This is a genomic window from Azohydromonas lata (assembly GCF_034427735.1).
Classification (GTDB): Bacteria; Pseudomonadota; Gammaproteobacteria; order Burkholderiales; family Burkholderiaceae_C; genus Azohydromonas; species Azohydromonas lata.
In genome coordinates, this window is sequence record NZ_JAXOJX010000001.1 from 28061 (window position 1) to 52957 (window position 24897).

General features: G+C 67.6%; 24 protein-coding genes and 1 pseudogene. 12 read left to right on the forward strand and 13 right to left on the reverse strand.

The features are described 5' to 3' along the window. Positions 1 to 162: 162 nt before the first annotated feature. Complete coding sequence (locus SM757_RS00115; RefSeq protein ID WP_322464065.1) at positions 163 to 2160, reverse strand: TonB-dependent receptor plug domain-containing protein; 1998 nt, start codon at positions 2158 to 2160, stop codon at positions 163 to 165. 82 nt (positions 2161 to 2242) lie between these two features. Continuing rightward, on the reverse strand, positions 2243 to 3577 hold the full coding sequence (locus SM757_RS00120) for an aminotransferase class I/II-fold pyridoxal phosphate-dependent enzyme (protein WP_322464066.1): 1335 nt from the start codon (positions 3575 to 3577) through the stop codon (positions 2243 to 2245). A 410-nt stretch (positions 3578 to 3987) separates the two neighbouring features. Between SM757_RS00120 and SM757_RS00125 the strand changes: the two genes are divergently transcribed. The 3 genes from SM757_RS00125 (at position 3988) to SM757_RS00135 (ending at position 7756) form a co-directional block, all read left to right on the forward strand. Beyond that, the gene (locus SM757_RS00125) at positions 3988 to 5664 is read left to right on the forward strand and encodes a PAS domain-containing sensor histidine kinase (RefSeq protein WP_322464067.1); all 1677 of its coding nucleotides are present in this window, start codon (positions 3988 to 3990) and stop codon (positions 5662 to 5664) included. Positions 5665 to 6847: 1183 nt separating this feature from the next. Then, positions 6848 to 7237 carry a surface-adhesin E family protein gene (locus SM757_RS00130; RefSeq protein ID WP_322464068.1) on the forward strand — a complete coding sequence of 130 codons (390 nt, stop codon included), beginning with the start codon at positions 6848 to 6850 and terminating at the stop codon, positions 7235 to 7237. A gap of 39 nt (positions 7238 to 7276) precedes the next feature. Beyond that, positions 7277 to 7756 carry a putative molybdenum carrier protein gene (locus SM757_RS00135; protein WP_322464069.1) on the forward strand — a complete coding sequence of 160 codons (480 nt, stop codon included), beginning with the start codon at positions 7277 to 7279 and terminating at the stop codon, positions 7754 to 7756. A gap of 62 nt (positions 7757 to 7818) precedes the next feature. Here the strand turns inward: SM757_RS00135 and SM757_RS00140 are convergent, their stop codons facing one another. Then, the gene (locus SM757_RS00140) at positions 7819 to 8463 is read right to left on the reverse strand and encodes a glutathione binding-like protein (protein WP_322464070.1); all 645 of its coding nucleotides are present in this window, start codon (positions 8461 to 8463) and stop codon (positions 7819 to 7821) included. 340 nt (positions 8464 to 8803) lie between these two features. On the opposite strand from SM757_RS00140, the gene SM757_RS00145 reads away from it, so the two are divergent. Further along, complete coding sequence (locus SM757_RS00145; RefSeq protein WP_322464071.1) at positions 8804 to 9274, forward strand: GNAT family N-acetyltransferase; 471 nt, start codon at positions 8804 to 8806, stop codon at positions 9272 to 9274. 479 nt (positions 9275 to 9753) lie between these two features. Here SM757_RS00145 and SM757_RS00150 read toward each other — a convergent pair whose 3' ends face one another. Then, positions 9754 to 10599 carry a GNAT family N-acetyltransferase gene (locus SM757_RS00150; RefSeq protein ID WP_322464072.1) on the reverse strand — a complete coding sequence of 282 codons (846 nt, stop codon included), beginning with the start codon at positions 10597 to 10599 and terminating at the stop codon, positions 9754 to 9756. Between the two features lie 241 nt (positions 10600 to 10840). Here SM757_RS00150 and SM757_RS00155 point away from each other — a divergent pair, with 241 nt between their 5' ends. Next, positions 10841 to 11014, forward strand: a complete 174-nt coding sequence (locus SM757_RS00155) for a hypothetical protein (RefSeq protein ID WP_322464073.1) — start codon at positions 10841 to 10843, stop codon at positions 11012 to 11014. Between the two features lie 154 nt (positions 11015 to 11168). On the opposite strand, the gene SM757_RS00160 is transcribed toward SM757_RS00155, so the two are convergent. The 3 genes from SM757_RS00160 to SM757_RS00170 all read right to left on the reverse strand — a co-directional run bounded on the left by SM757_RS00160 (position 11169) and on the right by SM757_RS00170 (position 14811). Continuing rightward, positions 11169 to 13055: a Rieske (2Fe-2S) protein gene (locus tag SM757_RS00160; protein ID WP_322464074.1), complete on the reverse strand. Its 1887-nt coding sequence runs from the start codon at positions 13053 to 13055 to the stop codon at positions 11169 to 11171. A 191-nt stretch (positions 13056 to 13246) separates the two neighbouring features. Then, the gene (locus tag SM757_RS00165) at positions 13247 to 14368 is read right to left on the reverse strand and encodes an IS110 family RNA-guided transposase (RefSeq protein WP_322464075.1); all 1122 of its coding nucleotides are present in this window, start codon (positions 14366 to 14368) and stop codon (positions 13247 to 13249) included. 143 nt (positions 14369 to 14511) lie between these two features. Further along, complete coding sequence (locus SM757_RS00170) at positions 14512 to 14811, reverse strand: helix-turn-helix domain-containing protein (protein WP_322464076.1); 300 nt, start codon at positions 14809 to 14811, stop codon at positions 14512 to 14514. Between the two features lie 231 nt (positions 14812 to 15042). Here SM757_RS00170 and SM757_RS00175 point away from each other — a divergent pair, with 231 nt between their 5' ends. Then, positions 15043 to 15840, forward strand: a complete 798-nt coding sequence (locus SM757_RS00175; RefSeq protein ID WP_322464077.1) for a DNA/RNA non-specific endonuclease — start codon at positions 15043 to 15045, stop codon at positions 15838 to 15840. A gap of 403 nt (positions 15841 to 16243) precedes the next feature. Here the strand turns inward: SM757_RS00175 and SM757_RS00180 are convergent, their stop codons facing one another. Together SM757_RS00180 and SM757_RS00185 are read right to left on the reverse strand one after the other, a co-directional pair. Further along, the gene (locus tag SM757_RS00180) at positions 16244 to 16900 is read right to left on the reverse strand and encodes an RES family NAD+ phosphorylase (protein WP_322464078.1); all 657 of its coding nucleotides are present in this window, start codon (positions 16898 to 16900) and stop codon (positions 16244 to 16246) included. After that, positions 16900 to 17490, reverse strand: coding sequence for a hypothetical protein (locus SM757_RS00185; protein WP_322464079.1), 591 nt, complete (start codon positions 17488 to 17490; stop codon positions 16900 to 16902). The genes SM757_RS00180 and SM757_RS00185 overlap by 1 nt, the downstream gene beginning before the upstream one ends. Before the next feature lie 283 nt (positions 17491 to 17773). Between SM757_RS00185 and SM757_RS00190 the strand changes: the two genes are divergently transcribed. Together SM757_RS00190 and SM757_RS00195 are read left to right on the forward strand one after the other, a co-directional pair. Next, entirely contained in the window at positions 17774 to 18175 is a 402-nt protein-coding gene (locus SM757_RS00190) for a VOC family protein (protein WP_322464080.1), read from the forward strand. Between the two features lie 11 nt (positions 18176 to 18186). Next, positions 18187 to 18540: a DUF1428 domain-containing protein gene (locus SM757_RS00195; RefSeq protein ID WP_322464081.1), complete on the forward strand. Its 354-nt coding sequence runs from the start codon at positions 18187 to 18189 to the stop codon at positions 18538 to 18540. A 74-nt stretch (positions 18541 to 18614) separates the two neighbouring features. Here the strand turns inward: SM757_RS00195 and SM757_RS00200 are convergent, their stop codons facing one another. From SM757_RS00200 to SM757_RS00215, 4 genes are all read right to left on the reverse strand, one after another. Further along, a complete protein-coding gene (locus tag SM757_RS00200; RefSeq protein WP_322464082.1) occupies positions 18615 to 19922 on the reverse strand; it encodes an RNA polymerase sigma factor in 1308 nt (435 codons plus the stop codon). Beyond that, positions 19915 to 20325 carry a YciI family protein gene (locus SM757_RS00205; protein WP_322464083.1) on the reverse strand — a complete coding sequence of 137 codons (411 nt, stop codon included), beginning with the start codon at positions 20323 to 20325 and terminating at the stop codon, positions 19915 to 19917. The genes SM757_RS00200 and SM757_RS00205 overlap by 8 nt, the downstream gene beginning before the upstream one ends. A 56-nt stretch (positions 20326 to 20381) precedes the next feature. Continuing rightward, a complete protein-coding gene (locus SM757_RS00210; protein ID WP_322464084.1) occupies positions 20382 to 20747 on the reverse strand; it encodes a YciI family protein in 366 nt (121 codons plus the stop codon). Positions 20748 to 20857: 110 nt separating this feature from the next. Continuing rightward, the gene (locus tag SM757_RS00215; RefSeq protein WP_322464085.1) at positions 20858 to 21292 is read right to left on the reverse strand and encodes a YciI family protein; all 435 of its coding nucleotides are present in this window, start codon (positions 21290 to 21292) and stop codon (positions 20858 to 20860) included. 287 nt (positions 21293 to 21579) lie between these two features. On the opposite strand from SM757_RS00215, the gene SM757_RS00220 reads away from it, so the two are divergent. From SM757_RS00220 to SM757_RS00235, 4 genes and pseudogenes are all read left to right on the forward strand, one after another. Continuing rightward, on the forward strand, positions 21580 to 22650 hold the full coding sequence (locus SM757_RS00220) for an amidohydrolase family protein (protein ID WP_322464086.1): 1071 nt from the start codon (positions 21580 to 21582) through the stop codon (positions 22648 to 22650). Positions 22651 to 22719: 69 nt separating this feature from the next. After that, a pseudogene (locus SM757_RS00225) lies at positions 22720 to 22809 on the forward strand (hypothetical protein); the annotation flags it as partial. After that, entirely contained in the window at positions 22810 to 23025 is a 216-nt protein-coding gene (locus SM757_RS00230) for a hypothetical protein (protein ID WP_322464087.1), read from the forward strand. Between the two features lie 707 nt (positions 23026 to 23732). Then, positions 23733 to 24668, forward strand: coding sequence for a hypothetical protein (locus SM757_RS00235; protein WP_322464088.1), 936 nt, complete (start codon positions 23733 to 23735; stop codon positions 24666 to 24668). Positions 24669 to 24897: the final 229 nt, after the last annotated feature.

Below are 24897 nucleotides of genomic sequence, written 5' to 3' on the forward strand. Positions count from 1 at the left end.
CACTGCTCTCGACCTGGGCGCTGGTGTTCGGCGCCGCAATGCAGCCCCAGCTCAGCAACGTGCACAGGATGGCGCGGCGACACGCTGGCCGGCGTCGATCCCAAAAGGTAAGGCGCCGTGAGCCGCCGTGCATGCGAGGGAACCACATCGCAATGCACCGCATCAGAACCGCACCGTGAGCTTGACGCGGAACGTTCTGCGGTCCTGTTCGATGGCGTCCTGCACATGGGCATCCGACACGGGATCGTTGTATCGGCGGTCAAGAAGGTTATAGATGCCGGCCGAGACCTCGGCACCCGCAATGAGCTGCTCGCTCGACAGCGTCAGGTCGGCACGCAGGACGCTGGGCACCACGGCTTGGGTCCGTGCCAGGCGCGAGCTGGCATAGCGTACGGACACGCCTGCGTGCAGCGGCGTGCCTAGCAACGGGGCAGTCGCATCCAGCTTGATGAGCTGGCGTGGTGAGTTCACCAACCAGTTGCCGTCCCGGTCACGGGCGTGCTGCACACTGACGCTGGCGCGCACCGCAGCGCCACTGCGCCAGAGCTGTTCCACCTCGGCTTGCACACCATCGACGCGAGCAGCGCCGATATTGCGGTACTGGCGCTGCCCGTCGCCAGCGTCCGTCGTCAGCGTGATGAGGTCCGAGATCCGGTACTGGAAGCCGGAGACCGTGGCGCGCGTAAGACTCGCCAGGCGCCACTCGGCCACCAGCTCGCGCGTCTCGATGCGCTCGGGCTGCAACGCCGGGTTGCTCTTCCAGCCCAGTGGCTGGCTGGAGAAAAAGAGTTCGCTGTCATTGGGCGCGCGGTAGGCCCGTCCGTAGAGCGCCTTGAGCGTCAGCGCAGGCTGAATGCCCCATATCAGGCCCAACCGCGGGTTCATGATGTTGCCAAAGGTGCTGTGGTGGTCGTACCGCAGCCCGGCATTGAGGCTCAGGTTCGGATGCAGCGTCCAGTCGTCCTGCGCGTAGACGCCCCATTGCGTGGCACGATGGCGTTCGGCGATATAGGTCGTCGCAGGGCTGAGGTCGTAGTTGTCCTGATCCTTGCGCGTATTGCGCTGGAGCTCTGCCCCGAACACCAGCCGGTGATTGCGCAAGGACCGGTTCACGAGCTTGACTTCGCTTCCCCACCAATCGGAACTTGCGCCGTCCACGTTCACGATCGTGCTGCCGGAAACCAGTCCGGCATACGGGTAGTCGCCGCGGTAGTCGTACCGACCGCGATGCAGCCGGGCGCTCAGGGTCTGGTCACGGTCCAGGTCGGCTTCATAGCGCAACTCGACAAAGGACTGCGAGTCGCGCGTTCGCTCGCGCGGGTCGCCGAAGATGCTCTGGAAGCTTGCCGTGGGCACTCCCTTGTTGCGTACGCCATGCACGGCTTGCAGCGTGAAGTCTCCTAGGCTTGCCTTGAAAAGCAGGTCCGAGGCCCGCTCCCAATCCAGCCCGCGCGCCATGCCGTCGCCGCCACCCAGCGCGGCGAACTCCGGAAAATAGCGGTCTGCTCCCGAGGAACGGTAGCCGGTCACCGAAGCCATCAGGTCCAGGCCGTTGTCCAGGCGTTTGCCGACGCTGACACGGCCCTTGCGCGCGCCCTCGCTGCCCCCTTCGGCGGACGCCTCCAGGTGGCCCAGGTCACGCCCGCCGCGGGTGATGACATTGACCACGCCAAAGAAGGCGTTGCTGCCGTAGATGGCAGAGCTGGGCCCGGGCACGAACTCCACGCGCTCGATCATGTCGACGTCCACGGGAAACTCGCGCCCTATGCTGCCCTGGCTGTAGACGGGGTCGTTGAGGCGCACGCCATCGACCATCACCAGCACGCGCGAGTTGTAGCTCCCCAACGGTCCGAATCCGCGCACCCCGAGGTAGCTGTAGTTGCGGTCGTTGTGCACGTAGAGGCCGCGCACGCTGTCGAGGATGTCGGCCAGCGTACGGTAACCGAAACGCCGGATGTCGCCGGCACTGATGACGGTGACGGACGAGGGCGCCTCCGACGCCTTCTGGGTGAACTTCGACGCGCTCTGCACGTCAAGGTCGAGCAACTGCTCCAGCGACAGCTGCGTGGGATCCGCATCGTCGGCAATGGCCCCGCCCGTGGCCAATGCACAGGCCAGCCAGGCCGCGTGCATCTTGATCCGCAAGCGCCCGCGCATCATGGCGCTCTTCTTGACTCGTACCAATGACATGTTTCGGGATGCCGCTGTCGTGCCAGCAACTGCAGATGAAGCCCTGGCTGTGTCAGCCGGCCTTGCAGGCAGATTGGGGGGACATCGCGGGCACCGTGGCGGCAGCGGTCGAACCGAAAACCTGCCGCGGCATCTGCATCGGGAAGCGCTGCCGCATCTCGCCGAGTACGTCGATGAGATGGTCCACCTCCGCGTCGGTGTTGGCAGCCGTGACCTGCACGCGCACGCCGACTTCGTCCTTGGGAACCAGCGGGAAGGCCGCCATGGTCACGTAGATGCCACGCTCGAACAGGAAGTGCCCGGCAGCGTCGATGTCCTCGTGGCGTCCCAGAGGAATCTCGATGATAGGAAAGCCCGACTCGTTGGGCGTGCGAATGTCCAGTGCGCGCAGCGCATCCAGCACCCGGCCGGTCTTGCGCCACACGTCGGCGCGAATCGCCTCGCCGCGGCGGCGGTTGACCTCCAAGCCCGCGAGCACAGTAGCCAACGAGGCCACTGGTGCGGGACCCGAGTACAGGTAGGGCGGCGCCAGCACCTTCAGCGCCTCCTTGAGCCGCGTGGGCAGCGCCAGGAACGCCAGCAGCGAGGAATAGGCCTTGGAGAGGCCGCCCACCAGCACGGCGTTGTCGTAGCTCACGCCCTGATGGCGAAAAACGCTGTTCCCCCGTGCCCCATAAGGGCAACGCGCCTGCGCACCGCGCTCACCGATGATGCCGAAGCCGTGCGCGTCGTCGACATAGAGCAACCCGTCGTAGCGGTTGGCAAGAGACGAGAACGCCGCCAGGTCCGGGGCATTGCCCGTCATGGAGTTGATGCCGTCCATGGCCACTACGCGCGGTCCCGTGCCCTTGGTCTGGCGCAGCAGTTGTTCCAGGTGCTGCGGGTCGTTGTGGCGAAAGCGCACCACGTGCGTACCGCGCCCGGCTGCCAGCATCGCCCCGTCGTAGATCGTCTTGTGCGCGCGGCTGTCCAGGAAGATCGTGCCGTCACCGGCCAGCACCGGGAGCACCGACATGTGGATGTGCGTGATGGTAGGCATGCACAGCACGTCTTCACAGCCCAGCAGCTCCGTGAGCTGCTCCTCGATGTCGACGTAGGGCCGCGGCGTGCCGATGAGGCGTGACCAGGAGGGGTGGGTGCCCCAGCGCCCGACGAGCTCGCCAATGGATGCCTGCACGTCCTCGTCGAAGTCCAGGCCCAGGTAGTTGCAGGAAGCCCAGTCGGTGAGCCACCGTGTGCCGATGCGGATCTGGCGGCCGCGCTGTTCCTCGATCACGGCATCGACCATGGGATGCACCTGCTTCTTCAGGCGCGCGAGCTCATCCATCGTCTCGATCCACCGGCCCAGCCAGCCGCAATTGGCCTCAGCTGCATCTCTGTGCTTCATGCCTTGTCCCGCTTCTTGTCGTAGAGCCGATGCCTGATGCCTCGGTGATGCACGAACGCGTGCAGTCCCACGGCATGCAGATGCCGCGCAGTGCGGAGCGCATTGCGCCACATCACGCTGGTTCCTGACAAGCTCCCGGAGCGTGCGCAGCGTCAACAAACAACAAGTTCACGCTTTATGCCGCCATCTTGTAGCAAGACGTTTGATCTGCTCCCCCGATACACTTTCTTAAAGCCGATGATTGACAGTCGCCGGTTGACGCAGCCGAGGCATGCACACCAGGGACGACTGGCACCGACCGGCAGACTCCCGGACCGTACCACCCGCCAGCGCTGTGGGTGAATTTGTTGAGCTAGAAACCAAGAGGCGCCGGTCGTGTCACAGGCCGGATCGCCAACTCATTTCGACCAATGAACTTTTTCAGCAGTGAGGATGCGGTGGCGAGGGTGCCGGCTGTGTTTGACGACGGACACCGGGCCGCCTCCAAGCGGGGCCCCGCTTTGCGCGCAGAAAAAGACTGCGCCATGCTGCTGCAGGAGCACGGCTTTTGGGCCGCCATGGCCGCCAGTGCGCAGGACGCCATCGTCGGCTGCACGGAAGAGGGATGCATCACCTTCTGGAACCCGGCTGCCCAGCGCCTGCTGGGGTGGAGTGCCTGCGAGGCGGTGGGCCGCTGCCTCGACCAGCTCACGGTGCCCGCCAGCAAGGCCCAGGAAGCGCGCCGCTTGCGCCAATGGGTAAGGCAAGGCCGTGATGTTCCCCCGTTCCCCACCCAGCGTGTGGACCACCATGGTGCTGCGCTGGATGTGTTGATCTCGGCATCCCCGGTCCGCGACGATCAAGGGCACGTCACCGGCGCCGTGCTCACGATGCGGGACGCAAGGGCCATGCACAAGGCGCTGCGGCACGGCGGCGAACTTGGCGCGCAGGCGCAGACCCGGGTTCGGGAAAAGCGTGTTGCCGCGTTGAGCGCAATCCTCAATAGCGCCGCCAGCGCCATCATCACGACCGATCTGCAGGGGCATATCACCTCGTTCAACCCAGCCGCCGAGGCCATGTTTCGCATGGCCGAGGCGCAGGCACTTGGGCGCCCGATTATTGAAATCTCCAACCAGGATGAGGTGGCAGCGTCGGTCAACGCGCGACCCGACGGACAGGATGCTGACGCCTGCATGCTGGAGGTCGGCACGGCAAAGGGCGACCAACGGGGTGAGAGGACCTACGTCCGCGCCGACGGCAGCTGCTTTCCCGGCCTGCTGAGCATCAGCATGCTGCGGGATACAACTGGTCGGGTGCTGGGCATCCTGTGCATCATCACGGATCTCACCGAGCGCAAGCAAATGGAGCAGGCGTTGCGGGACAGGACGCTGCAGGCAGAGGCGGCCAGTCGTGCCAAGACAGCTTTCCTGGCGCACATGAGTCACGAGATCCGCACCCCGCTCAATGCCGTCATTGGGCTGAGCCAATTGCTGGAAAAGATGGAGCTGCCTGACAAGGCCCATGCCTTCGTAAGCCATATCAGCCAGGCGGGCTCGCAACTCCTGGGGCTCACCGAAGACGTGCTGGATCTCTCGCGCATCGAAGCTGGTGACATGCAGCTCGAGCGTACAAGCTTCGGGCTGCTGGCACTGCTGCAGTCAGTACGGGACATCGTTGAGCCCCAGGCTCTGGAAAAGGAGCTGACGCTGCAATTTGAGCTGGATGCCGATCTGCCATTGAGACTGTGGGGAGACCCGGTGAAGTTACGCCAAATCCTGTTGAACCTGCTGGGCAATGCCGTGAAATTCACCCAGGCCGGTCGCGTGACGCTGCGCGTGGTCCGGTTGCAGCGACAGGCTTCTCGCTGCGTCCTGCGCTTTGAAGTGCTGGACACCGGCATCGGCATCGCGCCAGAACACCAGGAATGCATCTTCGAACCATTCGCGCAGGCAGAGTGCTACACCACGCGCCGCTACGGAGGCAGTGGCCTTGGCTTGTCGATCGTCCGCCGTTTGGTCACCATGATGGATGGCACCCTGAACATGGAAAGTGTGCCGGGCCAAGGAAGCAGGTTCGCCGTCACACTGGGCATGGATGTGGCGCTGTAGCGGGACTGATCCATCCACGGCGTCCGCACCGCCACCACAATCATCAAGCTCCATCCGCCATTTGGCGTATACGCAGCCGCAGTTGGGCAACAGCCCGCCCAGGGACCGCAAATCGAATTGCCTGTCGATGCTGGCTACATCCGGGCATTGCCACAGAAGGAGGGCGTACGAAACCTTGCCATCATCACCTCGAAGCTTGTTCGCCCCGTTGCCCGCCATGGCTACGCGCATGCCTATGTCGGCAGCTGCAATCCCCACCAGGGAGCCCGTCAGGAAGCCTTCTTGACCATGCTTCCCGTGCCGCAGGTTGTGCCTGTCACGGTGCTGTCGGACGGCGCAGACGACGTGGCATTCGCCTGTAAGTTGCCACGATCGACGGCAGCGTGTGTTCGACTGGCTCCACTTGGCCATGCGCTTTGAACACCTGCGTACCGCAGTGCCCTGCACCCGACCGGCGACGCGGACGCAAGAGCGGGATCGTACGCCTGTGGTGCGTGGGAGAAGGGCAGCCCCCGCTGCACCGACTTCGGCGCGCGACTTCGCGCCCGCATGGGGTCCCGTAGCAGGTGCATATATCCGCTGGGAACGTTCGCGCGGCGTCAGGCGAGGTAGTAGACGCACCAGGCATGCCCAGCGCCAGCCCCGGGTCAGCGGCAATGGTGAGCCGGCAGCCCGGCGGCCACACCGGCGCGGGTTACCGGGCCTGCGCGGCGGCGCACTGGCCGCTCGCCCGCCACGGCACCCGGCACTGGTCCCGCGAACAAGTCCGGTAGCCCCGAAGGCAACCAGCACGGCGCCGCCTGTGGCATCGGCCACGCGAGCTTTCCTTGTCTTGTGGCAGAACTCGACTGCATCGAGCCGGCCGGCCGGCTGGGCCAGGAGCTCATGTCGCGCTGGGAGAACCGGGGCGGCTGTTGGTGACCTCGGACAGTGGCCACGACGACTGGCCGGACCGAGCGCGATAGCGCCTGGTGGGGGATGGCCATTGCCGCGACGATGAGTGCCCCCGGTCCTTGAAGCAAGCGTGCCGCGCCTCCACGGCGGCCCGGCGCAACTGTCGAGCGTGGCATCTTCGCGCTCGTCGGGGCTGCGGCTGTGGCACGACGCCGACACAGGTTTTCCCGCCCTTTCGCCTTGTGCGCGACGCGCTGAACAATCGCTTCGCACAGCCGGGAGAAAAGCCATGAACAAGGCAAGGGGAGTGCTGCTGCTGGCCGCCGCTATCGCTGTCGGCGCGCCGGCCTGGGGCCACTGGACGGCCTTCGGCGAGGACGAGTCCAAGGCGGTCTGGTACGTCGATCCAGACTCCATCCGCACGACGGGCGTACTGCGCGAGGTTTGGGCGATGAAGGACATGGTCGAGCCGGAAATCGACTTCGACCTCTCCAAGCTGTTTCTTGTCGAAGTCGACTGCCAGGGCCGGCGCCAACGTCTGCTGCAGCACCAGAGCTACCGGGGCCGCATGGGCGGCGGCGAGCCCACGCGAGGCGGGATGATGTTCGGCGACTGGATGGCCATCGCACCGGGCACGGTGGGCAGCAGCCTGAGCAAGGCGGTGTGCAGCCGCGGCTGAGCGCCGCAACAGCAAGGACAGGGCAGGGCCGCAAGGGTGGTGATTGAGCGCGTTGTTTCAGGAGGGCAGACCGGTGCGGATCGGGGGGCTGCGCTGGATTGGGCGCTGGCCCGCGGTGTGCCGCACGGTGGCTGGTGTCCGGCCGCACGGATCGCGGAGGACGGCACCATCCCGTCGCAGCACCAGCTCACCGAAATGCCGAACGGCGGCGGCTATTGCCAGCGCACCAAGGCCAACGTGCGCAACGCCGACGCAACCCTGCTGCTGTCCGTCGCGCCCGAGCGCACCGGCGGCAGCCGCCAGACGATGATCTTTGCCAGGCAACTCGCCAAGCCCTGGCTGCACCTGCACCCCGGCATGGACTGGCGTTCGGCGCTGCGGACCTGGATAGACGCCAACAGCATTGCGACCCTCAATGTTGCCGGGCTGCGCGCCAGCAGTGCACCGGCCATCGACTCCTTCACGGTCGAGGTGCTCGATGTGCTGGCGCAGATGACTGCCATGGCTTGCGCCGAGTAGCTGCGGCGCAGGCGACAGCACCGGCATGGTGCCTCAGGTGCCGAGTGCATTGATACGCCGGCCTACTTCAGCAGCCCCTCGGCACGCAGCGCATCCTGCACGCGCGGACGCTGCGCCACGCGCGCGAGATAGGCCTTGAGGTTCGGGTAGGGCGCCAGCGTCATCATCAGGAAACTGCTCCAGTTGACGATCGTGTAGGCGTAGGTGTCGGCGACGCTGAAGTCGCCGGCCAAGTAGTCCTGCCGGGCCAGCACTGCATCAAGCTCGGCAAAACGTGTGGCGATCTTGGCCTTGACGGCCTTGCGCGTGGAGTCGGCCGTCTCCTTGTGCCACAGCCACGGGCTGAAGGTCTTGTGCAGTTCGGTGCCGACGAAGGCCATCCACCCGGTGACGGCCAGCCGTCGCGCCGAGCCGACGGGGCCGATGAGCGCCTGCGCTGGGTCGAGGTCGGCCACGTGTTGCAGCAGCGCAGCGACCTCGGTGTGGCGCGAGCTATCGGCCAGCTCCAGCAGCGGCACGTAGCCGCGAGGGGAAATGTCGTAGTAGTTGGCGCCGTCGGCCGTGGTGTGCGTGGGGAGATCCACGGCCGTGGCTTGGAACGGCAGGCCGAGTTCGCGCAGCGCGATGTGCACGGCCAGCGAGCAGGCGCCAGGAGAGTAGTACAGGTGAACAGGGGACAGCTTGGACAGCGAGGCGGAGATGCTCATGGATGGGCTTGCGGCAGGGAGTGGAGTAGAGGCACTGTAGAGTTGCATCCGCGCAGGCACCATGCGCGCTGGAACACACATTCATTGCGGCAATGCAATTTGCGGCGGGGCTGCCGACCCCGGAAACGCGCGACGTGGACACCTGGCTGGCCGGCTACGTGCGGTGCCGCACTGACGCCGACTGGGCAAAGCGCTGCGGTGTCGGGACGTGAGCCAAGTACTCCTGGCCCGTGTGCAAGCCCGGCTTCACGGCAGGCTGGACCGTCTCCCCTTGCCGCAGTCCTGTGCGGCATGGGCCGTGAGCCGTGATGCAAGGGATTTTTCGCTGGAGCACGGTCACATGCACGAACGCTTCTCCATCGAGCTGCTGGCATCTATCCCGCAAGCCATTGCGGTCCTGCGCGAATGGTTCGAGGCGCAGTGGCCGGCCTACTACGGTCCGGGCGGCAGAGGATCTGCGTTGCTGGACCTGCGGGCTTACGCCCATCGAGGCAGCCTGCCGGTCGGGGTGGTGGCTCTGGAAAGAGGACGGGTTTGCGGCGTCGCGGCGCTCAAAGCCCAGTCCATCGAAAGCCACGCCCACTTGTTGCCTTGGGCGGCGGCAGGGCTGGTGCATCCCGCCATGCGGGGGCAGGGCATCGGCGGCCTGCTACTGGGCGCCCTGGAGGAACAAGCACGCGAGCTGGGTTTCAAGCGCATCTACTGCGGCACGAGCTCCGCACAACGCTTGCTGCAGCGTCGCGGGTGGCAGCTGCTCGATAGCGTCATCCATGACGGCGAGCGTCTTGACGTCTACATGAAAGCGATTTGACCGGTCAACTGCTGCAGCTGGTCGGCCTGTCCCCAGCCCAAGAAACCTCAGCCCTCGCCTCATCGAGGTGAGGGTGCAGTCACCGCCCAGGCCGATGTGGCGGGCCAGACCAAAGCTGGCGGATCGGGTAAAAGCCCAGCGCAAGCCGCACCGCAGCACCAACTCATGGTCACCGTTCCTGGGACGGCAGTCGGCTTGGGCTTGACCGAGCGTGAGGACCGCGAATGAACAGAAAAATGCGGGCTGCAGTACAGCGGCTGAAGGAGTTGCGCGGGGCGCCAACCATGCAGGCGTGCCACGCGGCGGCCGTCCTTGCGGGCGTGAGGGTGGTCGATGCCGACGAGTGCGATGACGGCGCCCACGGCTGCCCGCACTGCCCGTGGAAGGAGGGTGCCAGCAACTGGCGCCCACGCGCCAACCAGACCGCGGGTCCGTAGCGGGCTCTGCGTGGTTTGGGGATGCGCCGCCCTGGCGGATTGCTATCCGAGCTCGAACGTCGTGACGCCGTAGAGCTGCTCGAGCTCAAGCGCGGGTGCGGCTCCGGCATACATGCGTGCCGTCGCGAATACGCCCTGCAGCGACTGCGCCCGCGCCAGGGCCTGCGCGTCGGCATTGGGCAGGGGCACGTCCAGGAACACCGCGTCGCCCTCGGGCACCCGGTTGCACAGGGCCGCATAGAGGGCGCTCGCGACCGCCGGGTCGTCGGCCACGAGCGGGCCGATCTTGTGGCCCACGCGGCAGCGCCGCACCAGTCCCCAGCCGTCGATGCGCTGGCCCTCCATCCAGGCCAGCGCCGTCGAGCCGGGCATGGCGATCCAGCGGCGCAGAAAGGCCTCGCGCGGCGCCGGGAAGACGCGCCGGTCCAAGGCGCAAAGCGCCCCGAAGTCGGCCACGCCAATGGGCACGATCTGCGCGGCTTCGGCTCGTTGCGTGTGCCGGGCAGTGCCGGCAAAGCGCATGTTCTGCCAGGCCAGCTCGAAGCCGCTGCGCCGGTAGAACGCCTGCTGCGCCGGCACGCCATCGAGCCCGACCACTTGGCCTGCCAGCCGCGCCATGCCCGCGTCCCACAGGCGGCGCCCGATGCCCTGGCTTCGCCACCCTGGTGCGACGATGTACAAGCCGATGAACCCGAAGCGCCCGGCATACGACACGGCCGCGATGCAGCCGACGGCCTGGCCGCCGCACCGGGCCACGAGGAAGCCACCGGGGTCGGCGGCATGGAAGCACTCGGCGTCATGCAGGCCGGGGTTCCAGCCCTCGGCCGCGGCCAGCTCGATGGCGAACCCGATCTCATCGCGGTGCATTGTCTCGATAGTGCAGTCCATGCCCTGCATTCTGGCGCTGCATGGGGCAGGCGCGGCTCAGCGGGACAGCGCCGCCAGCGTCAGCGACGCCGGCTGTGTACAGCGCGCCCCGCCGGCCCGCGTCGCTGCGCTGTCCGGAGGGCAAAAGCGGCGTTTTATGCGAATCCTTGATATCTGACGTGCGATATTTTCAATTGTTTGATTGCGTGAAAACCCTAATACTGGACCCATCAAAGTTCAAACGCTTGCTCGGAGAGTGCCCATGACCGCCATCACCGCCACCGCTTACAGCCGTACCGCTCCCCGGGGTGCCGTGGTCGCTGCCGAAGTCTTCACTTGGCTGCTCAACGGTCTGCGCCGCGTGCTTGCTCAGGCCTCCCGCGGGCCGCGTGGCGAGGTCGCCGGACGCAAGCTGCGCAGCGCGTTTCCCGCGTAAGAAAGCTGCGGGCGCACGTCAACTGGATCGACGCACGCCACGGGCGGTTGCTGGCGCAAGTTCCTTGCGCTGAAGGCAACGGCCAGCCTTGGCCCGACCGGTGTTGTGCGCTTCGCGGCACGGCGATGCGTGCACACATGAGAGGTTCGGGCCGTCAGTACAGTTTCTCGCCGCGCGCGAGCTTGTGCGCGACCACGGCAGTCTGCAGGTCGCTGCGCTCGGTCGGTGAATGCGCGGCGAGATAGCGCGCCGCGGCGATCAGGATATGCCTGCCTTCGCGAGTCGGACCCCATTCACGGAACTGTGCAACGCCCGCCTCCAGCATCTGGTAGCTGTGAAAACCCGCATCCTCGCGCAGCACGGCCTGCGCGAGAGTGGCCACGAGCGCACCGAAATCATGGCTGAGGGCGAAATGGCGGGCAACGTGGCGTGCCGCCAGCTCGGTGCTGCCATGCCGGTCAAGTGCATCAAGGAATCCCTGGCCCAACGCCGCAGCGTCTGAGGGCAGATCGTCGAGCCGATCGCCGTCTTCACCCGGCAGTTGCGCGGGCGGCACGTTGAGAAAGCGCAGCAGGTACACGCGCACCGCGCCGTGCAGTACGGCGCGCAGGCATTGCGCGCTGGGCGCGCGGCCGCCGTTGCCGATGCGTGCCAGCATCCGGTGGACCGCGTTGGCGTACGTGAAGGCGTGATGCGCGGCATCCCGGTCGGAATGCTCGTTGGCCGTCCCGAAGCGGGCAACGCGCAATGCCGCAGCGTAGGCCAGGGCGCGGCCGAGCTCCCCTGGCGCAGCGCCCTCGGCGGTCGCGTGGATCACCGCCTGCGCCATGGCGGGGACACTGTCGCCGAGGAACGTCTGGGCCAGCCCGCTCGTGGCGTCCCACCGGCGTCCACGGCCCGCACCGGCCGCGATCGCTGATGGCAGCTCGGCCGCCGCGTCCTCCGCGAGCTTGATGAGATCGACAGGATGGCGCCAGGCGTTCGACTCCTCGGCGCCGCGCGCGTTGGCAAGGGGCTCGACCAGCGTGGGCAGGACGGTTTCGGCGTGTGTCCAGCCGATCAAGTCGAGGAGCTCGAAAGCCTTGTTGACGAAGTCCAGCAGGTGGCCGCCGTCGGCGAACGCGCGGTCGGTCGCGGCAACAAGCAGCATCTCGGCAAGCACCGGCGGCGTGGCGCCGCCCGCGATGGCGGCCAAGAGGGTCCGCTCGATCCCGTCGCGGTGTCGTACCGCGGTCCAGTGCCGCAGCCAGCGTGCGAGCGTGTCGGTGGGCGGCGCCGGATCCAAGGCCCGGCCTGCACGCCGCGCCGGCTGTGCAGCGCAGTCCCTGGACACCCTGGTAATGCCCTTGTAGAGCGCGAGATCGCCCAGCTCCTGCGGCAGGACACCGTGCAGGTTCGCGAGTGCGGTCAGCACCGTGAGGCCCGCTCCCCAGTCCGCCCGAGCGCGTGCGCCGAAGAGCGCTGCTTCGCGGACAAGGTCGATCGCCGCCACGCCCTGGGCGCGCAAGCCGAGGATCGCCTTGGCGATCACGAGGCCGAGATCGTGCTCCATGCCGTCGCGCAGCCGGCGGCGCCCGTGCTCCTTCCCGTCGGCGTGGCGCAGCTTGGGGCAGACCCAGACGTCGCCGTCACGCACCTCGACCGCGGCGGTGGGCAGGTCGTCCGCCCACAAATCGAACCCGCCGCCGCTTGCGACATCGAAGCGCGCATGGTGCCAGTGGCAGGTCAGGATGCCGTCCTCGACCGTCCCGCGGTGCAGAGGAAAGCCGAGATGCGGGCAGCGGTTGTCCACGGCGAAGCACCGCGCGCCGTCCGAGATGACAAGGATGGGAGGATGCGCGCCGCTCACCACGGTCATGCGCCGGGCGGCAACCTCCTCGAGCGTGCCAACCCGCACGAACTCGGCGCCTGCTTCGCTCTTGTCTGTGTCCATCGTGCGTGCCGCATTCGGCATCAGAAGCGCCTCATATGGTCGCCCCTGTCCAGCGAAGCTCAGATGTTTGACGCCTTCATATTCGAGATCGATTGGGTGATGCGACACGAGCGTTGCAGCGACGATGAATCAGACTCATATCCGCGGATTGGTTACCTGCACTTCATCGATTCGTCGCGGGCCTGCCTCGCTCTAACATCGTGGATCTATCCTTGCGGAGCCGGTGTAGGCGCTTGGAGGGTTGCCCTATCGTTGCCCGGGTCGCATCACCGGATCGATCTCGTTCATGGTGGTACTCCTCAGTGTTGGGCAGACTTCTCTTGGGTGGCTGCCATGCCGATGGCCCAGACGAAACCGGCCAGCTCGCGCGCCACCGCCACGCAGGCCTTGTTGGGCTGCATGCCGCGCCCCAGCAGCATGGCAAACCGCTTGGTCAGCCGCAGCTGTGCCTTCCAGGCCACGGCGCGAACATGCTCTGACAGCGCCTCCTGGCGCCGCTGGGCCTGGCGCCCGATGCGGGCCTTGAAGCGGTAGTTCCACGCTGCCTCGGTCAGCAGCCGGCGTGCGTGGGCATTGCCGGTCTTGGTGATGCTCCCGCGGCTGACCCGATCGCCGCTGGAGTGCTCGCTGGGCACCAGCCCGAGATAGCCCATGAGCTTGCGGGGGTGGTCGAAGCGGCTCAGGTCGCCGATCTCGGCCACCAGCCCGATAGCGCTGACGACGTCGATACCGCGCAGTGCCTGCAAGGCCGCCACTACCGGCTCGAAGCGCCAGCCGGCAATCGAAGCCTCAAGCGCCTGGGTCAGACGCTGCACGCGTTCGTCGGCGGCCTGCACCGCTAGCCAGTACTCGGTGAACGCCGTCTGCGAGGCGCCGGCCTCGAAGCTGAGCGTAGCCAACCATCGGTAGAACGCGATGGTCCACGATGTCTTGCCGCCGTAGCGCAGGCCATGACGCAGCAAGAATCCCTTGAGTTGCTGGCGCGCCTTCGTGCGGCTGTTGACCGCGTCCTCGCGTGCGCGCGCCAGGTCCCGAACCGCCTCGTCGGCGGGATCCGGGATCCACACCGCACGCAGCTGACCTGCGCGCGAACATTCAGCCAGTTGCACGCAGTCGCGTCCGTCGGTCTTGACCCGATCGCCTGGACGTCGAGGCATCTGCGATGGGGCGATCACCTCGCACACGTAGCCCTTGGCCTGCAAGGCACGCTGCAAGCCGTAGTACCCGGTAGGACCTGCTTCGTACACGATGTGCAGCTGTTCGGGCTGCCCCAGCTTGACCAGCATCTTCAGCAGCTTGTTCACGTCGTGGGCCGTCTTGCCGACCACTCGCCCGCGCTCCCGGCCTGGCTCGGCCGCGCCCACTGAGATGCTGTCCTTGTGAACGTCCAGTCCGACATGAAGCTTGCTACGCTCGTCCATGGCCGGTCTCCTTACGTTGCTGACGACGCCAGTCTCAGCATGTAGCTCGGCACGCTTCGGCGTGCAACCTACGGTGCTGGAGATCGGCCTCTGCCACTACAACGGGCGACCATGATGTCTAACGCAGCGGGCCTCGCCGTGCGTCAGCGCCTGCCGCGTGGCCGGATGCCGGCGAGCTCGATGCGCAGCGCTTCCCGGTCGAACTGCGGATCCATCAGGTCCGGCAGCCATTCCAGCCGCTCGTAGAGTTGCAGCGCCGCTGCATAGAGGGCGATGGACACCGACGGGTCGCCGCGCTCGAGCTTGATGATGGTGGGTGCGCAGGCGTTGATCTGGGCCGCCAGGTCGCGGATCGTCAAGCCCCGCCGCTCGCGTGCCAGGCGCAGGTTAGCCCCCAGCGCCGCCAGCGTCGTGGCTATTGGAGGCGGCAGTTTACTGATCATCTTCGGGGAGCGCGGCATAAGCGATATTTGAACGCAGGCACCGCGCACAATCAATTAATATTGAGCTATTCGTCTTGCCGGGCAGGGCTGCCGGGGAAGGCCTTGACCAAGTTGCAGGCTGCCGCACATGACGTTCCCAGGCCACTTAAGGGCTGCCCCGGGGCGCAGCAGGCGGCTGTGTGCTGTGATTGCCTCGACGGCCCTGTGCCGGCGCTACCCCAATCCCTTGCGATGATGAAGAAGAGCCTCTCCTACTTGCTGGCCGCAGCCTGCGCGCTGGCGCTGGTTGCCTGCGACAGACGCCCCAGTTCGGCGGGTTCGGCGACCGAGCCGGTGGCAGCTGCCGCGGATCCTGTGACCGGCTTCACTGCCTGTCGCGGCTTCTTCCCCGGTGAGTTGCCGCGGGTGCCCGAGCTGCAAGCGCGCCAGCCGCGAGACTTGTGCTACGACGCGTTTGCCGTGCTCCATTCGGGCAAGACCAAGACGCCCGTTTTCGTGGTCGAGAAGCTCACCGCGGCGCAGTTGCACGACGCGGCCGATGAGGAACGGACGAACAAGTTTTTTGCCGATGCACGTCTGCCGCAGGCCGAGCGCGCGAGGCTGGAGGATTACAAGGGCTCCGGCTATGACCGCGGTCATATGGCGCCTGCGGCCGACATGCCGACCGCCCAGGCCATGGCGCAGAGCTTTTCCCTGGCCAACATGGTCCCGCAAGCGCCGGAACACAACCGAAAGCTGTGGGCCGGGCTTGAGAACGACACCCGGCACTACGTGCGCCGTGCCAGGGGGGCCGTCTACGTCTTCACCGGGCCGGTGTATGCCGCCAGCGGCGCACAGGTCATCGGCCCCGGCCGGGTATGGGTGCCTTCGCACCTTTACAAGCTGGTCTACGACCAGGAAGCAAATCGGGCCTGGGCGCACTGGAGCGAGAACAGCAACGAGGCACGTACCGGCCAGCCGATCAGCTACCGCGAGTTGGTGCGGCGTACCGGCATCGAATTCCTGCCTGGGCTGCAGCCGAAGGACTGACGCGGGCCTGAGAAGCGGTTTGGGCGCGTGGCCTGCAGCCATGGACAGGGCCACCGGTTGGGCCACCGCAGCGGCATCCTGGTCGACCGAGCATGGCACGCGAATGCCGCAGCAGTTCGGGCAGACATCGCTGTACGGATCGTGAACAGGCCCGTAGTCCACTGCAAGCAAGGAACCGCAGTGCTGCAAAACGCTTTCGGCTGTCGGCCAGCAGGACGTGGCCTGCCCCTCGCGGGACCACGTCGGCTTTTCCATTGATCTTGAAAAGCCGCCGTAATTGGCAAGTGGCCGCCTTTGGAGTTTGATGCCATCGCACAGGCCGGTACCAGCTGGAGCAGGGCTCTGGACCAGGAAGGCCCGTGCACAAAAGGCCTGCTCGCAGCGATAGGCTGGCGCCCGGGGCTCAGCGGATTCGCTTGAGCTTGGGCCGATGTGGCGGCGGTGCTGGCGCCGGCGGCTCACCGTCGGGCAGGACTTCAACCCCGAACAGCTGCAGCACCGTGGCCAGGTCCTGGTGCTGCGCCAGGGCCATGGTGCCGGGTGGGTGAATCATGGCACCGCAGCGCTCGAACAGGGCGACCGCCTCGCCCTTGTTGTGCTGCCGGCTGACGTAGAGGATGCCGTCGCACTCCGGCACGGCATCATGCAGCGCCCGCGAGAGCTCCCATGTGTAGGCGTAGTCGGCGCCGGCACTGATCTGGTTGTCCAGGCCCAGGGCCTTGAGTGCCGGCCCCGTCAGGTCGGCCAGTTGCAGGATGCGCGGGGCGTCGAAGCGGACCACCGAGCGCTCGCTGATCATGGACCCGGGCACGATCCAGGCGCCGTCCTGGTACAGCCCGTGCTCGTGCAATACCGTTTCGGCGAAGGCCACTTCGAGGCTGAAGGCGGCATAGGTCACGCCGTACTGCTGCAGCGGGTCGTCGAAACGCGATGTCTTGCGCTTGCCGTAGTAGGGCTCGCTGCCGGGCCTGCGGGTCAGGCGCACGAGAGTGGTGGCGTCACAGGGTGCCAGCCGCAGCGTCCCCTTGGCGCGTGCGGCTGCGAAGTCGGGTATCCGCATCAGTGGTCATTGAGGGCCGAGGCCACGCGTATCACGTCCTGGAGCATGCCGTGCTCGACAGCCTCGGCCGGTGTGCGTCCGCCCAGCGCGCCATGGCGTCTGAGCAGGAAGAGGAGCTTGCTGGTCGCGCTTTCGCCGGCGAGTGGGCGCAGCACCGCCGCCAGGGCGGAGCGGTGGAGTTTCAGCGCCTCGGCCGGGTACCAGTGCTGCCCGCGCACGTACACCGAGAAGATTTCGTTGCGCGCGCGCGCCGCGTCGACGGACTGGCGCTTGATGCCCCACGCCTGCTCCACCGCGGACACCGGCACCAGGGTGCCGTCTTGGGTCCACTGCACCAGGCGGGCCTCGCCGCGCACCTGTGCGTTCTCCAGTGCCCGGGAAGTGTCCGCGGTCGCCTCCTGCGCCGCCTCCGTCGGGGGCTGGGCCACCCTGATCGAGACACGCCCGACATGCCGGGACTCGATCCACTCCCGCATGGTGGCCACCAGGCGGTCCTGGTCGCCCAGGGTGGCGTCCTCGAACACCAGTTCCATGCGCAGGCCGCCACCCACGGCCCTTCGCGCTGCATCGATTCGGCGTGGTGCGGTCATGGTGTCTCTCCTCTGGGAATCATGGCAGACAGCGCAGATATAGCATATAAAGCAGACGACTGCTGGTTTGGAGTACGGACGACGTCATGTCCTGCGCAAGCCGACAGGGCTGGTTTGTCGAATTCCGGCAGCCTCGATCGTCGTGTGGACGGGGGCGCCGAGTCCGCTCGTCCTTAGCGCAGCGCAGCCTGCACCGGGGACGGTCTCGAGCGCGACGCCGGTGTGCTGGAGCGGGCGCACCGGTCCCGTCAGCAACGCTCGAAGTCCACCACCTGGAGAGACGATGAACCCCGTGATTCATTTCGAGATGCCGGCCGACGACCGGGACCGGATGGCCGAGTTCTACGCCAGCGCCTTCGGCTGGCAGGCGCGCAAGCTCGGCGCCGACATGGGCCACTACACGCTGGTGAGCACGACGGAGTCGGACGCCGCGGGCTGCCCGAAGGCGCCGGGCGCCATCCATGGCGGCTTCTTCCCCAAGCGACCGGACATGCCGGCGCAGCACCCGTCCGTGGTGATCGCCGTGGACGACATCCAAGAGGCGATGGGCAAGGTCACCGCCGCCGGCGGCCAGGTGCCGGGCGAGCCCATGGACATCCCTGGCGTGGGGCGCTACGTCTCGTTCTTCGACACCGAAGGCAACCGCGTGAGCATGCTGCAGCCGCTGGCGCGCCCGGGTCACTGATGGAGCGCCCCATGGACTACGTCGATGGATTCATCGCGGCCGTGCCCACGGCCAACCAGGACGTCTACAGACGGCATGCCGAGACGGCGGCAGCGGTGTTCAAGGAGCATGGCGCGCTGTCGGTCGTGGAGTGCTGGGGCGACGAGGTGCCTGCAGGAAAGCTGACCTCCTTCCCGATGGCCGTCCAGTGCCAGCCCGACGAGACGGTCGTGTTCTCCTGGATCACCTGGCCCTCGAAGCAGGTGCGCGACGAGGGCATGAAGAAGGTCATGGCCGATGCGCGCCTGCAGCCCGATACCAACCCGATGCCCTTTGACGGCAAGCGGCTGATCTACGGTGGCTTCCGGATGATCGTGAACGCCTGAAGCCGGCAGGACGGGGCGGCACGGGCGCTCGCACGGCCCGGGCCGGAACAAGGACCGCGGGCTGTGCCCGGCGCTCAGGCCGGGCGGTCCGCGGCGTTTGCCATTTCTTGCGCCCGCGCCAGCAGCAGCTCGCGCTCGCGTGCGTTGCCCGCCAGCGCCGCGGCGCGTTCGAACTCGGCCCGGGCCTCGGCGTGGCGCTCCAGCCTGGCCAGCAGGTCGCCGCGCACGCTGGGCAGCCACTGGTACTGGCGCAGGGAGGCCTCCTCCCGCAGCGCGTCGACGATCTCCAACGCCTCGGCCGGGCCGCAAGCCATGCTCACCGCCACCGCGCGGTTGAGCGCCACCACCGGGGACGGCGCCACCTGCGCCAGCGCGTCGTACAGCGCGACGATCCGTGCCCAGTCGGTGTCCTGCATGGTCGCAGCCCGGGCATGGCAGGCGGCGATGGCGGCTTGCAGGGTGTAGGGCCCGAGCGTGCCGCCCAGCGCCTGCGCCCGCGCCAGGGCCGCCAGGCCGCGGCGGATGAGCAGCCGGTCCCAGCGCGTGCGGTCCTGCTGCGCCAGCAGCACGGGGTGGCCCCGCGTATCGACCCGTGCGCCGGCGCGCGAGGCCTGCAGTTCCATCAGCGCGACCAGCCCATGAACTTCCGGTTCTCCCGGTGCCAGGCCGGCGAGCACCCGGCCCAGGCGCAGGGCCTCGTCGCACAGCGCCGGGCGCATCCAGTCGTCGCCCGCGCTGGCGGTGTAGCCCTCGTTGAAGATCAGGTAGATCACCTGGAGCACGGCGGCCAGCCGCGGCGCCAGGGCTTCGCCGCGCGGCAGCTCGAACGGCACCCGGGCCGCCGTGAGCGTGCGCTTGGCGCGCACGATGCGCTGCGCGACGGTCGGCTCGGGCACCAGGAAGGCGCGCGCGATCTCGGCGGTGGTCAGCCCGCCCAGCAGCCGCAGTGTCAGCGCCACGCGCGCCTCGGTGGACAGGACTGGGTGGCAGGCGGTGAAGATCAGGCGCAGCAGGTCGTCACCGATGCCGTCGGCGCGCGCGGCGTCAAGCTCGTCGACGAAATCCGGCACGATCAGCGCCTCCTGGGCTTCGAGCTCGTGGCCGATCTGCTCGTGCTTTGCCGCCGCCAGCTTCTCGTGGCGCAGCCGGTCCAGCGCCCGGTTCCTGGCCGTGGCCACCAGCCAGGCGCCAGGGTTGTCGGGCACGCCGGCCACGGGCCAGTGCTCCAGCGCCGCGACCAGGGCGTCCTGCGCCAGTTCCTCGGCCACGCCCACGTCGCGCACCAGCCGGGCCACGGCGGCGATGATGCGCGCGGCCTCGATGCGCCAGACCGCGTTGATCGCTGCATGGGTGCTCGACCCTGTGGTCGCGGCCTCACGCATCGGGCATCAGCCGGCAAAAACGCTCCGCCGCCGCGCTGGGTCCGAGGTGCTCCAGCTCGCACAGCGGCCGCACCTCGATTTCCGCGTCCACGCCCAAGCCTTGCGGCACGGGGAAGCGCCGGCTCCATTCCAGCGCTTCCTCACGCGAGCGCACCTGGATCAGCGTGTAGCCGGCGATGAGCTCCTGGGCCTCGGCAAACGGCCCGTCCACGACGAGCTGCCGAGCACCCGACCAGCGGATGCGCCAGCCGCGGGAGCTGGGCTGCAGGGCGTGGGCGTCGAGCAGCACGCCGGCGCGGGCCAACTGCTCGTGGTAGTCAGCCATGGCGGCAATGAACCGCTCCTCGGGCAGGGCGCCGGCCTCGGAGGCGGCGCCGGCCTTGACGATGATCATGAAGCGCATGACGGGCTCCTTTCGCTCATGCCTCCACGACGGCCGGGCCGGCACGGTTTCGACATTCATTCGATGGCGTCGTCGAAGCAAGGACCCAGCGCGCGCACCTCCACCGTGGCCCATTGCGCGGCCGGACAGCGGGCGGCGATGTCCAGGGCCTCGGCGCGGCTGTCGCAGTCGATCAGGAAGAAGCCGCCAACCATCTCCTTGGCCTCTGCGAAGGGCCCATCCAACACCTGCGCGCGCCCGGCGCGGGCCTGCACGCGGGCAGCGCTCGCGTGCGAGGCCAGGGACTCGCTGGCCGGCAGCAGCCCTTGCGCCTGCAGCTCGGCGCCGAAGCGCTGCATGCGCTCCCAGCACTCGTGGGCCTGCGCTGGCGTGCGCGTGGCGCGCTGGCCGGGCGGCTCCAGGATCAGCAGCAGGTGCGGCATGGCGGTCCTCCTTGGCACGTCGTTGTGGGGATCGAACCGTACCGCATGCCGCCGCTCCAGGGGCGATACCGCAGGCTGGCTGCGCGTTCCGGCAGGGGGCTCGGCTCGCCCTACTGCGGTGTACCGCCCTGGCCGAACTGCGCGCGCAGCCGTTCCTCCTGCTCGCGAAGCTGCGGCGTGAGTGCCTCGCCGAAGTCCTCGGCTTCGAAGACTGGCCGGATCTCGATCTCCGATTCGCCCTCCATCGGGTTCGGGCAGCGCCTGGCCCATTCGATGGCCTCCTGCATCGACGCGACCTTCCAGATCCAGAAGCCGGCGATGAGCTCCTTGGTCTCGGCGAAGGGCCCGTCCGTTACCGTGCGCTGGCTGCCGCAAAAGCGCACCCGCACGCCTTTGGCGCTGGGGTGCAGGCCTTCGCCGGCCTGCATCACGCCGGCCTTGACCAGCTCCTCGTTGAAGTTGCCCATGTCGGCGAGCAGTTGCTCGCTGGGCATGACGCCCGCCTCGCTGTCCTTGCTGGCCTTGATGATCACCATGACGCGCATGTCGGTCTCCTTGGGTGGTTGGTGGAACTGAAGGGTGCTCCACTGCCACGACGATCCGGCTGTTGCGATTTCGACATGGATCGTGCCGGCGCCGTCCGCCTGGGTGGCGGCTTGCGGCGTCCTGGGGAGCAGGGCAGGGGCCAATGGTCTCGAGGCGCCGGCGTGCACAAGCCGTCGGTTTCGGTCGTGGGCTCCAACCGAGGTCCCGGCGCGGGCGTAGCCCATGCGGCCTGGTGCGTGCTGCCGGCGCAGTATGGTCGCCGGGTGCCGGACCGCAGGAGCAGTGAATGACACACCGCCTTCCCCCGCGCTGCCTGCCCATCAAGCTGGACAGCACCTCCAACGGCGAGTTCGCCCCGGTGCCGCTGGACCGCGTCGCGGTGCAGGCTCGCGCGGGCGCCTCGGCCGCGCTCGACGCTGCCGCGTGCCGCGTCGGCCTGTCCCGGCGCGACTACCTCGTGTCGCTGCTCGGGGCGGCGGCCACCCTGGCAGCGTTCGATCGGGCTTTCGCGGCCGCAGGACGGCACGGCGGCCGCTTCATGCTGCCCGCCGAGGCGCCGTTCGAGCTCGCCGCGGCGCAGGCCGCCCTTGGGGGCGACGAGTTCATCTTCGACGTGCAGCTGCACCACGTGAACCCCAAGGGGGCCTGGCGGCGGCGCGCCGGCCCACAGGCCTTCAGGAATTTCCCCAACAGCGGCTGCGGCCTGGCGGACCACGTGGAGTGCTTCTCCAGCGGCGCGCTGCTCAAGGACGTGTTCCTCGACAGCGACACCGCCATGGGCGTGCTGTCGCACGTGCCCGGCGGCGCCGACACCAACCCGCTCGACTTCGAGGCGGCCGGCGCCACGCGCGACGCCGCCCGGGCGCTGGACGGCACCGAGCGTCTGCTGCTGCATGGCCGCTGCATGCCGACCCTGCCCGGTGAGCTCGACGGCATGCAGGTGCAGGCGGCGCGGTTTGCGGTGGCCGCGTTCAAGACCTACACCCAGTTCGGCCCGCGCGACGGCCCGGCCGGCTTCTTCCTGGACGACGACCGCTTCGGCACGCCCTTCATCGAGCGTGCCCGCAAGCTCGGCGTCACGCGCATTGCCGTGCACAAGGGGCTGCCCTTCGGTGCGCGCGGCATGGCGTACTCCAGCGCGCGCGACATCGGCCCCGCGGCCCGGCGGCATCCGGACATGAGCTTTCTCGTCTACCACTCGGGCTTCGATCCCGGCCTGCGCGAAGGGCCTCACGATCCCGACGCCCGCCTCGGCGTGGACGCGCTGCTGCGCTCGGTGCAGGAGGCGGGCAACCCGCCCAACGTGTTTGCCGAGCTCGGCAGCACCTGGCGCTTCGTCATGCGCGACCCCGACTAGGCGGCGCACCTGCTGGGCAAGCTGCTCAAGGTCTTCGGCGAGGACCGCATCCTCTGGGGCACCGACTCGATCTGGTACGGCAGCCCCCAGGACCAGATCCAGGCTTTCCGCGCGTTCGAGATCAGCCGCGACTTCCAGGATCGCTACGGCTATCCGGCGTTGACGCCGGCGGTCAAGCGCAAGATCTTCGGGCTCAACGCGGCCCAGGTGTATGGCCTGCAGCAGGGCACCCTGCGCCGCAAGCTGGCCAGGGATCCCGTGCAGCGGCGCAAGACCGAGTACCTGAACGACCCGCGCCCGACCTTCGCCACCTATGGCCCGCGCGACCGCGCGGAGTTCCTGGCGTTCAGGCGCTGGCAGGGCAATGGGCCTTGATGTTTTGCGCGGCACGCGGGAAGGCGCTCGTTGGCCGCGTTGAACAACATACGCGAAGCAACGACCTCATCCTCCCTTTCCGCGCTTTGCCACGATCCGAGCCAAGCTACGCCGCCTCATTTCCTGATCCACTCCTTCATCCACCTTGAACGGGGCGCCGGCGCATGGGGAGGGTTGGAGATGCTTGCCAGAAACTCGTATGTTGTGACTGCGTCTGCGCGGGCGGCACCGGATGGGACGACTGTACGGTTTGGCGGCCACCGGGCCGGCCTCCCCCAAGGGACTACCGCAACGCAACCAACAGTGGCAGACTGGGTGCGCTTTTCGTTGGCATTCGTGCTGACTCGGCCCTTGTTCCGCGCTCTCACGGCGTCGGTCGAGGTCTGCGATGCCGCCCATCGGCATCGTGGCGTAGCGGTCGTTACCCGCCCTTGAAGGGACGTCCCTGTGACGTCCCTCGGCTGCCTTCGCAGCCGACATGACAGCTGCTTCTCACGAGGCGGCACGCCGGCACCGGAACTTCCGGCTGCCAAGACGTGGACGCAAGTCCTACGCGTGCGACAAGCCCCTGCCGCTTCGGCCCAGGGGCTTGTTGCCTTTGCACGTGCAGCGCATTTCCGGCGCCGCGTTCATCTCAACCCGGCATGGGAACTCGATTCCCGGCTGGGGAGCGGCGTTCCCTCTTGCCATCGTCAAAGGAAACCCTCATGACGAAGTCCGAACTGACGGCGCTTGCCATCGATCGCCAGGATCGCTGCATCGAGAACGTGTATGGCCTGGTAGGCGCCATCCATGGGAACGGCGCCGACTTATCTGCAGGATCGCTGCACGCGCGTTGCCTGGCGGCCATGGCGCGCGTGATGCACCCCATCTTTGCCTTCCAGGCGGAGATCATGGCCAAGCAAGCATGCATGCGCAGTCGCGAACTGGGGGAACTCCACCCGTTCGAGCCACTGCCGGCGTATTTCCAGGACGAGGAGTCCTTGCGAAAGGAGTTCTGCGCCGGGCAACGCTGCGCGTGGGGAACGTACACCCCGCCGGGCACGCCCAGCGAGCCGCTGCTGGTCAAGACCATCGCCTTGCGCGGCGAGGTCGCGCACGACGACTACGACGAGCACCCCGGTCTGGCTTACTACCGGACGCGCGAGGACTGGGACGCCGTGGATCTCGCGCGCGAACGCGGTTGCCAGGCCTCGCTGCTGGAAGACGACGCCAGGTCCGAAAGGCTCAAGCGCCTGGCTGCCGAGCTTGAGGCGGGCCTCGTGGCAGGGCTGGCGCTGGCGCAAGCCATGGAGCGCGCGGAAGTGCTGCAGGCCGAGGTGGAGGCGGTCGAGAGCACCCGTCAGCACATATCGGATGGCACCTTCTCCACGCACGGCGTGATGCTGCTGGACCAGCACGGAAAGTTGATCCAGAAGCGCACAAGCCAAGGCTGGCTGCAGCCGGCGCCCCAAAGCCAGTGGGCCGCGCTGCTGAAGAAGGCTTCGGACAAGGACCGCGAAGCCAGCGAAGAGAGCAGGTGGGACAACTTCGAGACGGCCAAGCGGTTGCGCGCCGAGGCCAGCGACATCAGGGAGCTGGTGATGCTGTCGCAGCGACTGCCTTTCGCGGCCGTGAAGTCCATGCCTAAGGCTGCAACTTGATTACTTCAGCATCGATCTTCAACGGCCCGCCACAAGCGGGCCTTTTCCTGCCTATTCAGGCTTGACCGCTGCTGTCACGCGGCGCACCGCTCGCATCGCCAACTGCATCGACGCCTGATGCAGCGATTCGACGTACAGGCACCAAGACACCGCGGCGGCCGGACATTTCGGATCCAGCACACCTGATTTCGCCTCGGGGCATACGCCCGGGGACCTCGGCTCAAGTTGG

Coding starts and splice junctions, on each gene's coding strand:
- SM757_RS00115 (WP_322464065.1), bottom strand. CDS start 2,160: ATGATGCGCGGGCGCTTGCGGATCAAGATGCACGCGGCCTGGCTGGCC.
- SM757_RS00120 (WP_322464066.1), bottom strand. CDS start 3,577: ATGAAGCACAGAGATGCAGCTGAGGCCAATTGCGGCTGGCTGGGCCGG.
- SM757_RS00125 (WP_322464067.1), top strand. CDS start 3,988: ATGAACTTTTTCAGCAGTGAGGATGCGGTGGCGAGGGTGCCGGCTGTG.
- SM757_RS00130 (WP_322464068.1), top strand. CDS start 6,848: ATGAACAAGGCAAGGGGAGTGCTGCTGCTGGCCGCCGCTATCGCTGTC.
- SM757_RS00140 (WP_322464070.1), bottom strand. CDS start 8,463: ATGAGCATCTCCGCCTCGCTGTCCAAGCTGTCCCCTGTTCACCTGTAC.
- SM757_RS00145 (WP_322464071.1), top strand. CDS start 8,804: ATGCACGAACGCTTCTCCATCGAGCTGCTGGCATCTATCCCGCAAGCC.
- SM757_RS00150 (WP_322464072.1), bottom strand. CDS start 10,599: ATGGACTGCACTATCGAGACAATGCACCGCGATGAGATCGGGTTCGCC.
- SM757_RS00155 (WP_322464073.1), top strand. CDS start 10,841: ATGACCGCCATCACCGCCACCGCTTACAGCCGTACCGCTCCCCGGGGT.
- SM757_RS00165 (WP_322464075.1), bottom strand. CDS start 14,368: ATGGACGAGCGTAGCAAGCTTCATGTCGGACTGGACGTTCACAAGGAC.
- SM757_RS00170 (WP_322464076.1), bottom strand. CDS start 14,811: ATGATCAGTAAACTGCCGCCTCCAATAGCCACGACGCTGGCGGCGCTG.
- SM757_RS00175 (WP_322464077.1), top strand. CDS start 15,043: ATGATGAAGAAGAGCCTCTCCTACTTGCTGGCCGCAGCCTGCGCGCTG.
- SM757_RS00180 (WP_322464078.1), bottom strand. CDS start 16,900: ATGCGGATACCCGACTTCGCAGCCGCACGCGCCAAGGGGACGCTGCGG.
- SM757_RS00185 (WP_322464079.1), bottom strand. CDS start 17,490: ATGACCGCACCACGCCGAATCGATGCAGCGCGAAGGGCCGTGGGTGGC.
- SM757_RS00190 (WP_322464080.1), top strand. CDS start 17,774: ATGAACCCCGTGATTCATTTCGAGATGCCGGCCGACGACCGGGACCGG.
- SM757_RS00195 (WP_322464081.1), top strand. CDS start 18,187: ATGGACTACGTCGATGGATTCATCGCGGCCGTGCCCACGGCCAACCAG.
- SM757_RS00200 (WP_322464082.1), bottom strand. CDS start 19,922: ATGCGTGAGGCCGCGACCACAGGGTCGAGCACCCATGCAGCGATCAAC.
- SM757_RS00205 (WP_322464083.1), bottom strand. CDS start 20,325: ATGCGCTTCATGATCATCGTCAAGGCCGGCGCCGCCTCCGAGGCCGGC.
- SM757_RS00210 (WP_322464084.1), bottom strand. CDS start 20,747: ATGCCGCACCTGCTGCTGATCCTGGAGCCGCCCGGCCAGCGCGCCACG.
- SM757_RS00215 (WP_322464085.1), bottom strand. CDS start 21,292: ATGCGCGTCATGGTGATCATCAAGGCCAGCAAGGACAGCGAGGCGGGC.
- SM757_RS00220 (WP_322464086.1), top strand. CDS start 21,580: ATGACACACCGCCTTCCCCCGCGCTGCCTGCCCATCAAGCTGGACAGC.
- SM757_RS00235 (WP_322464088.1), top strand. CDS start 23,733: ATGACGAAGTCCGAACTGACGGCGCTTGCCATCGATCGCCAGGATCGC.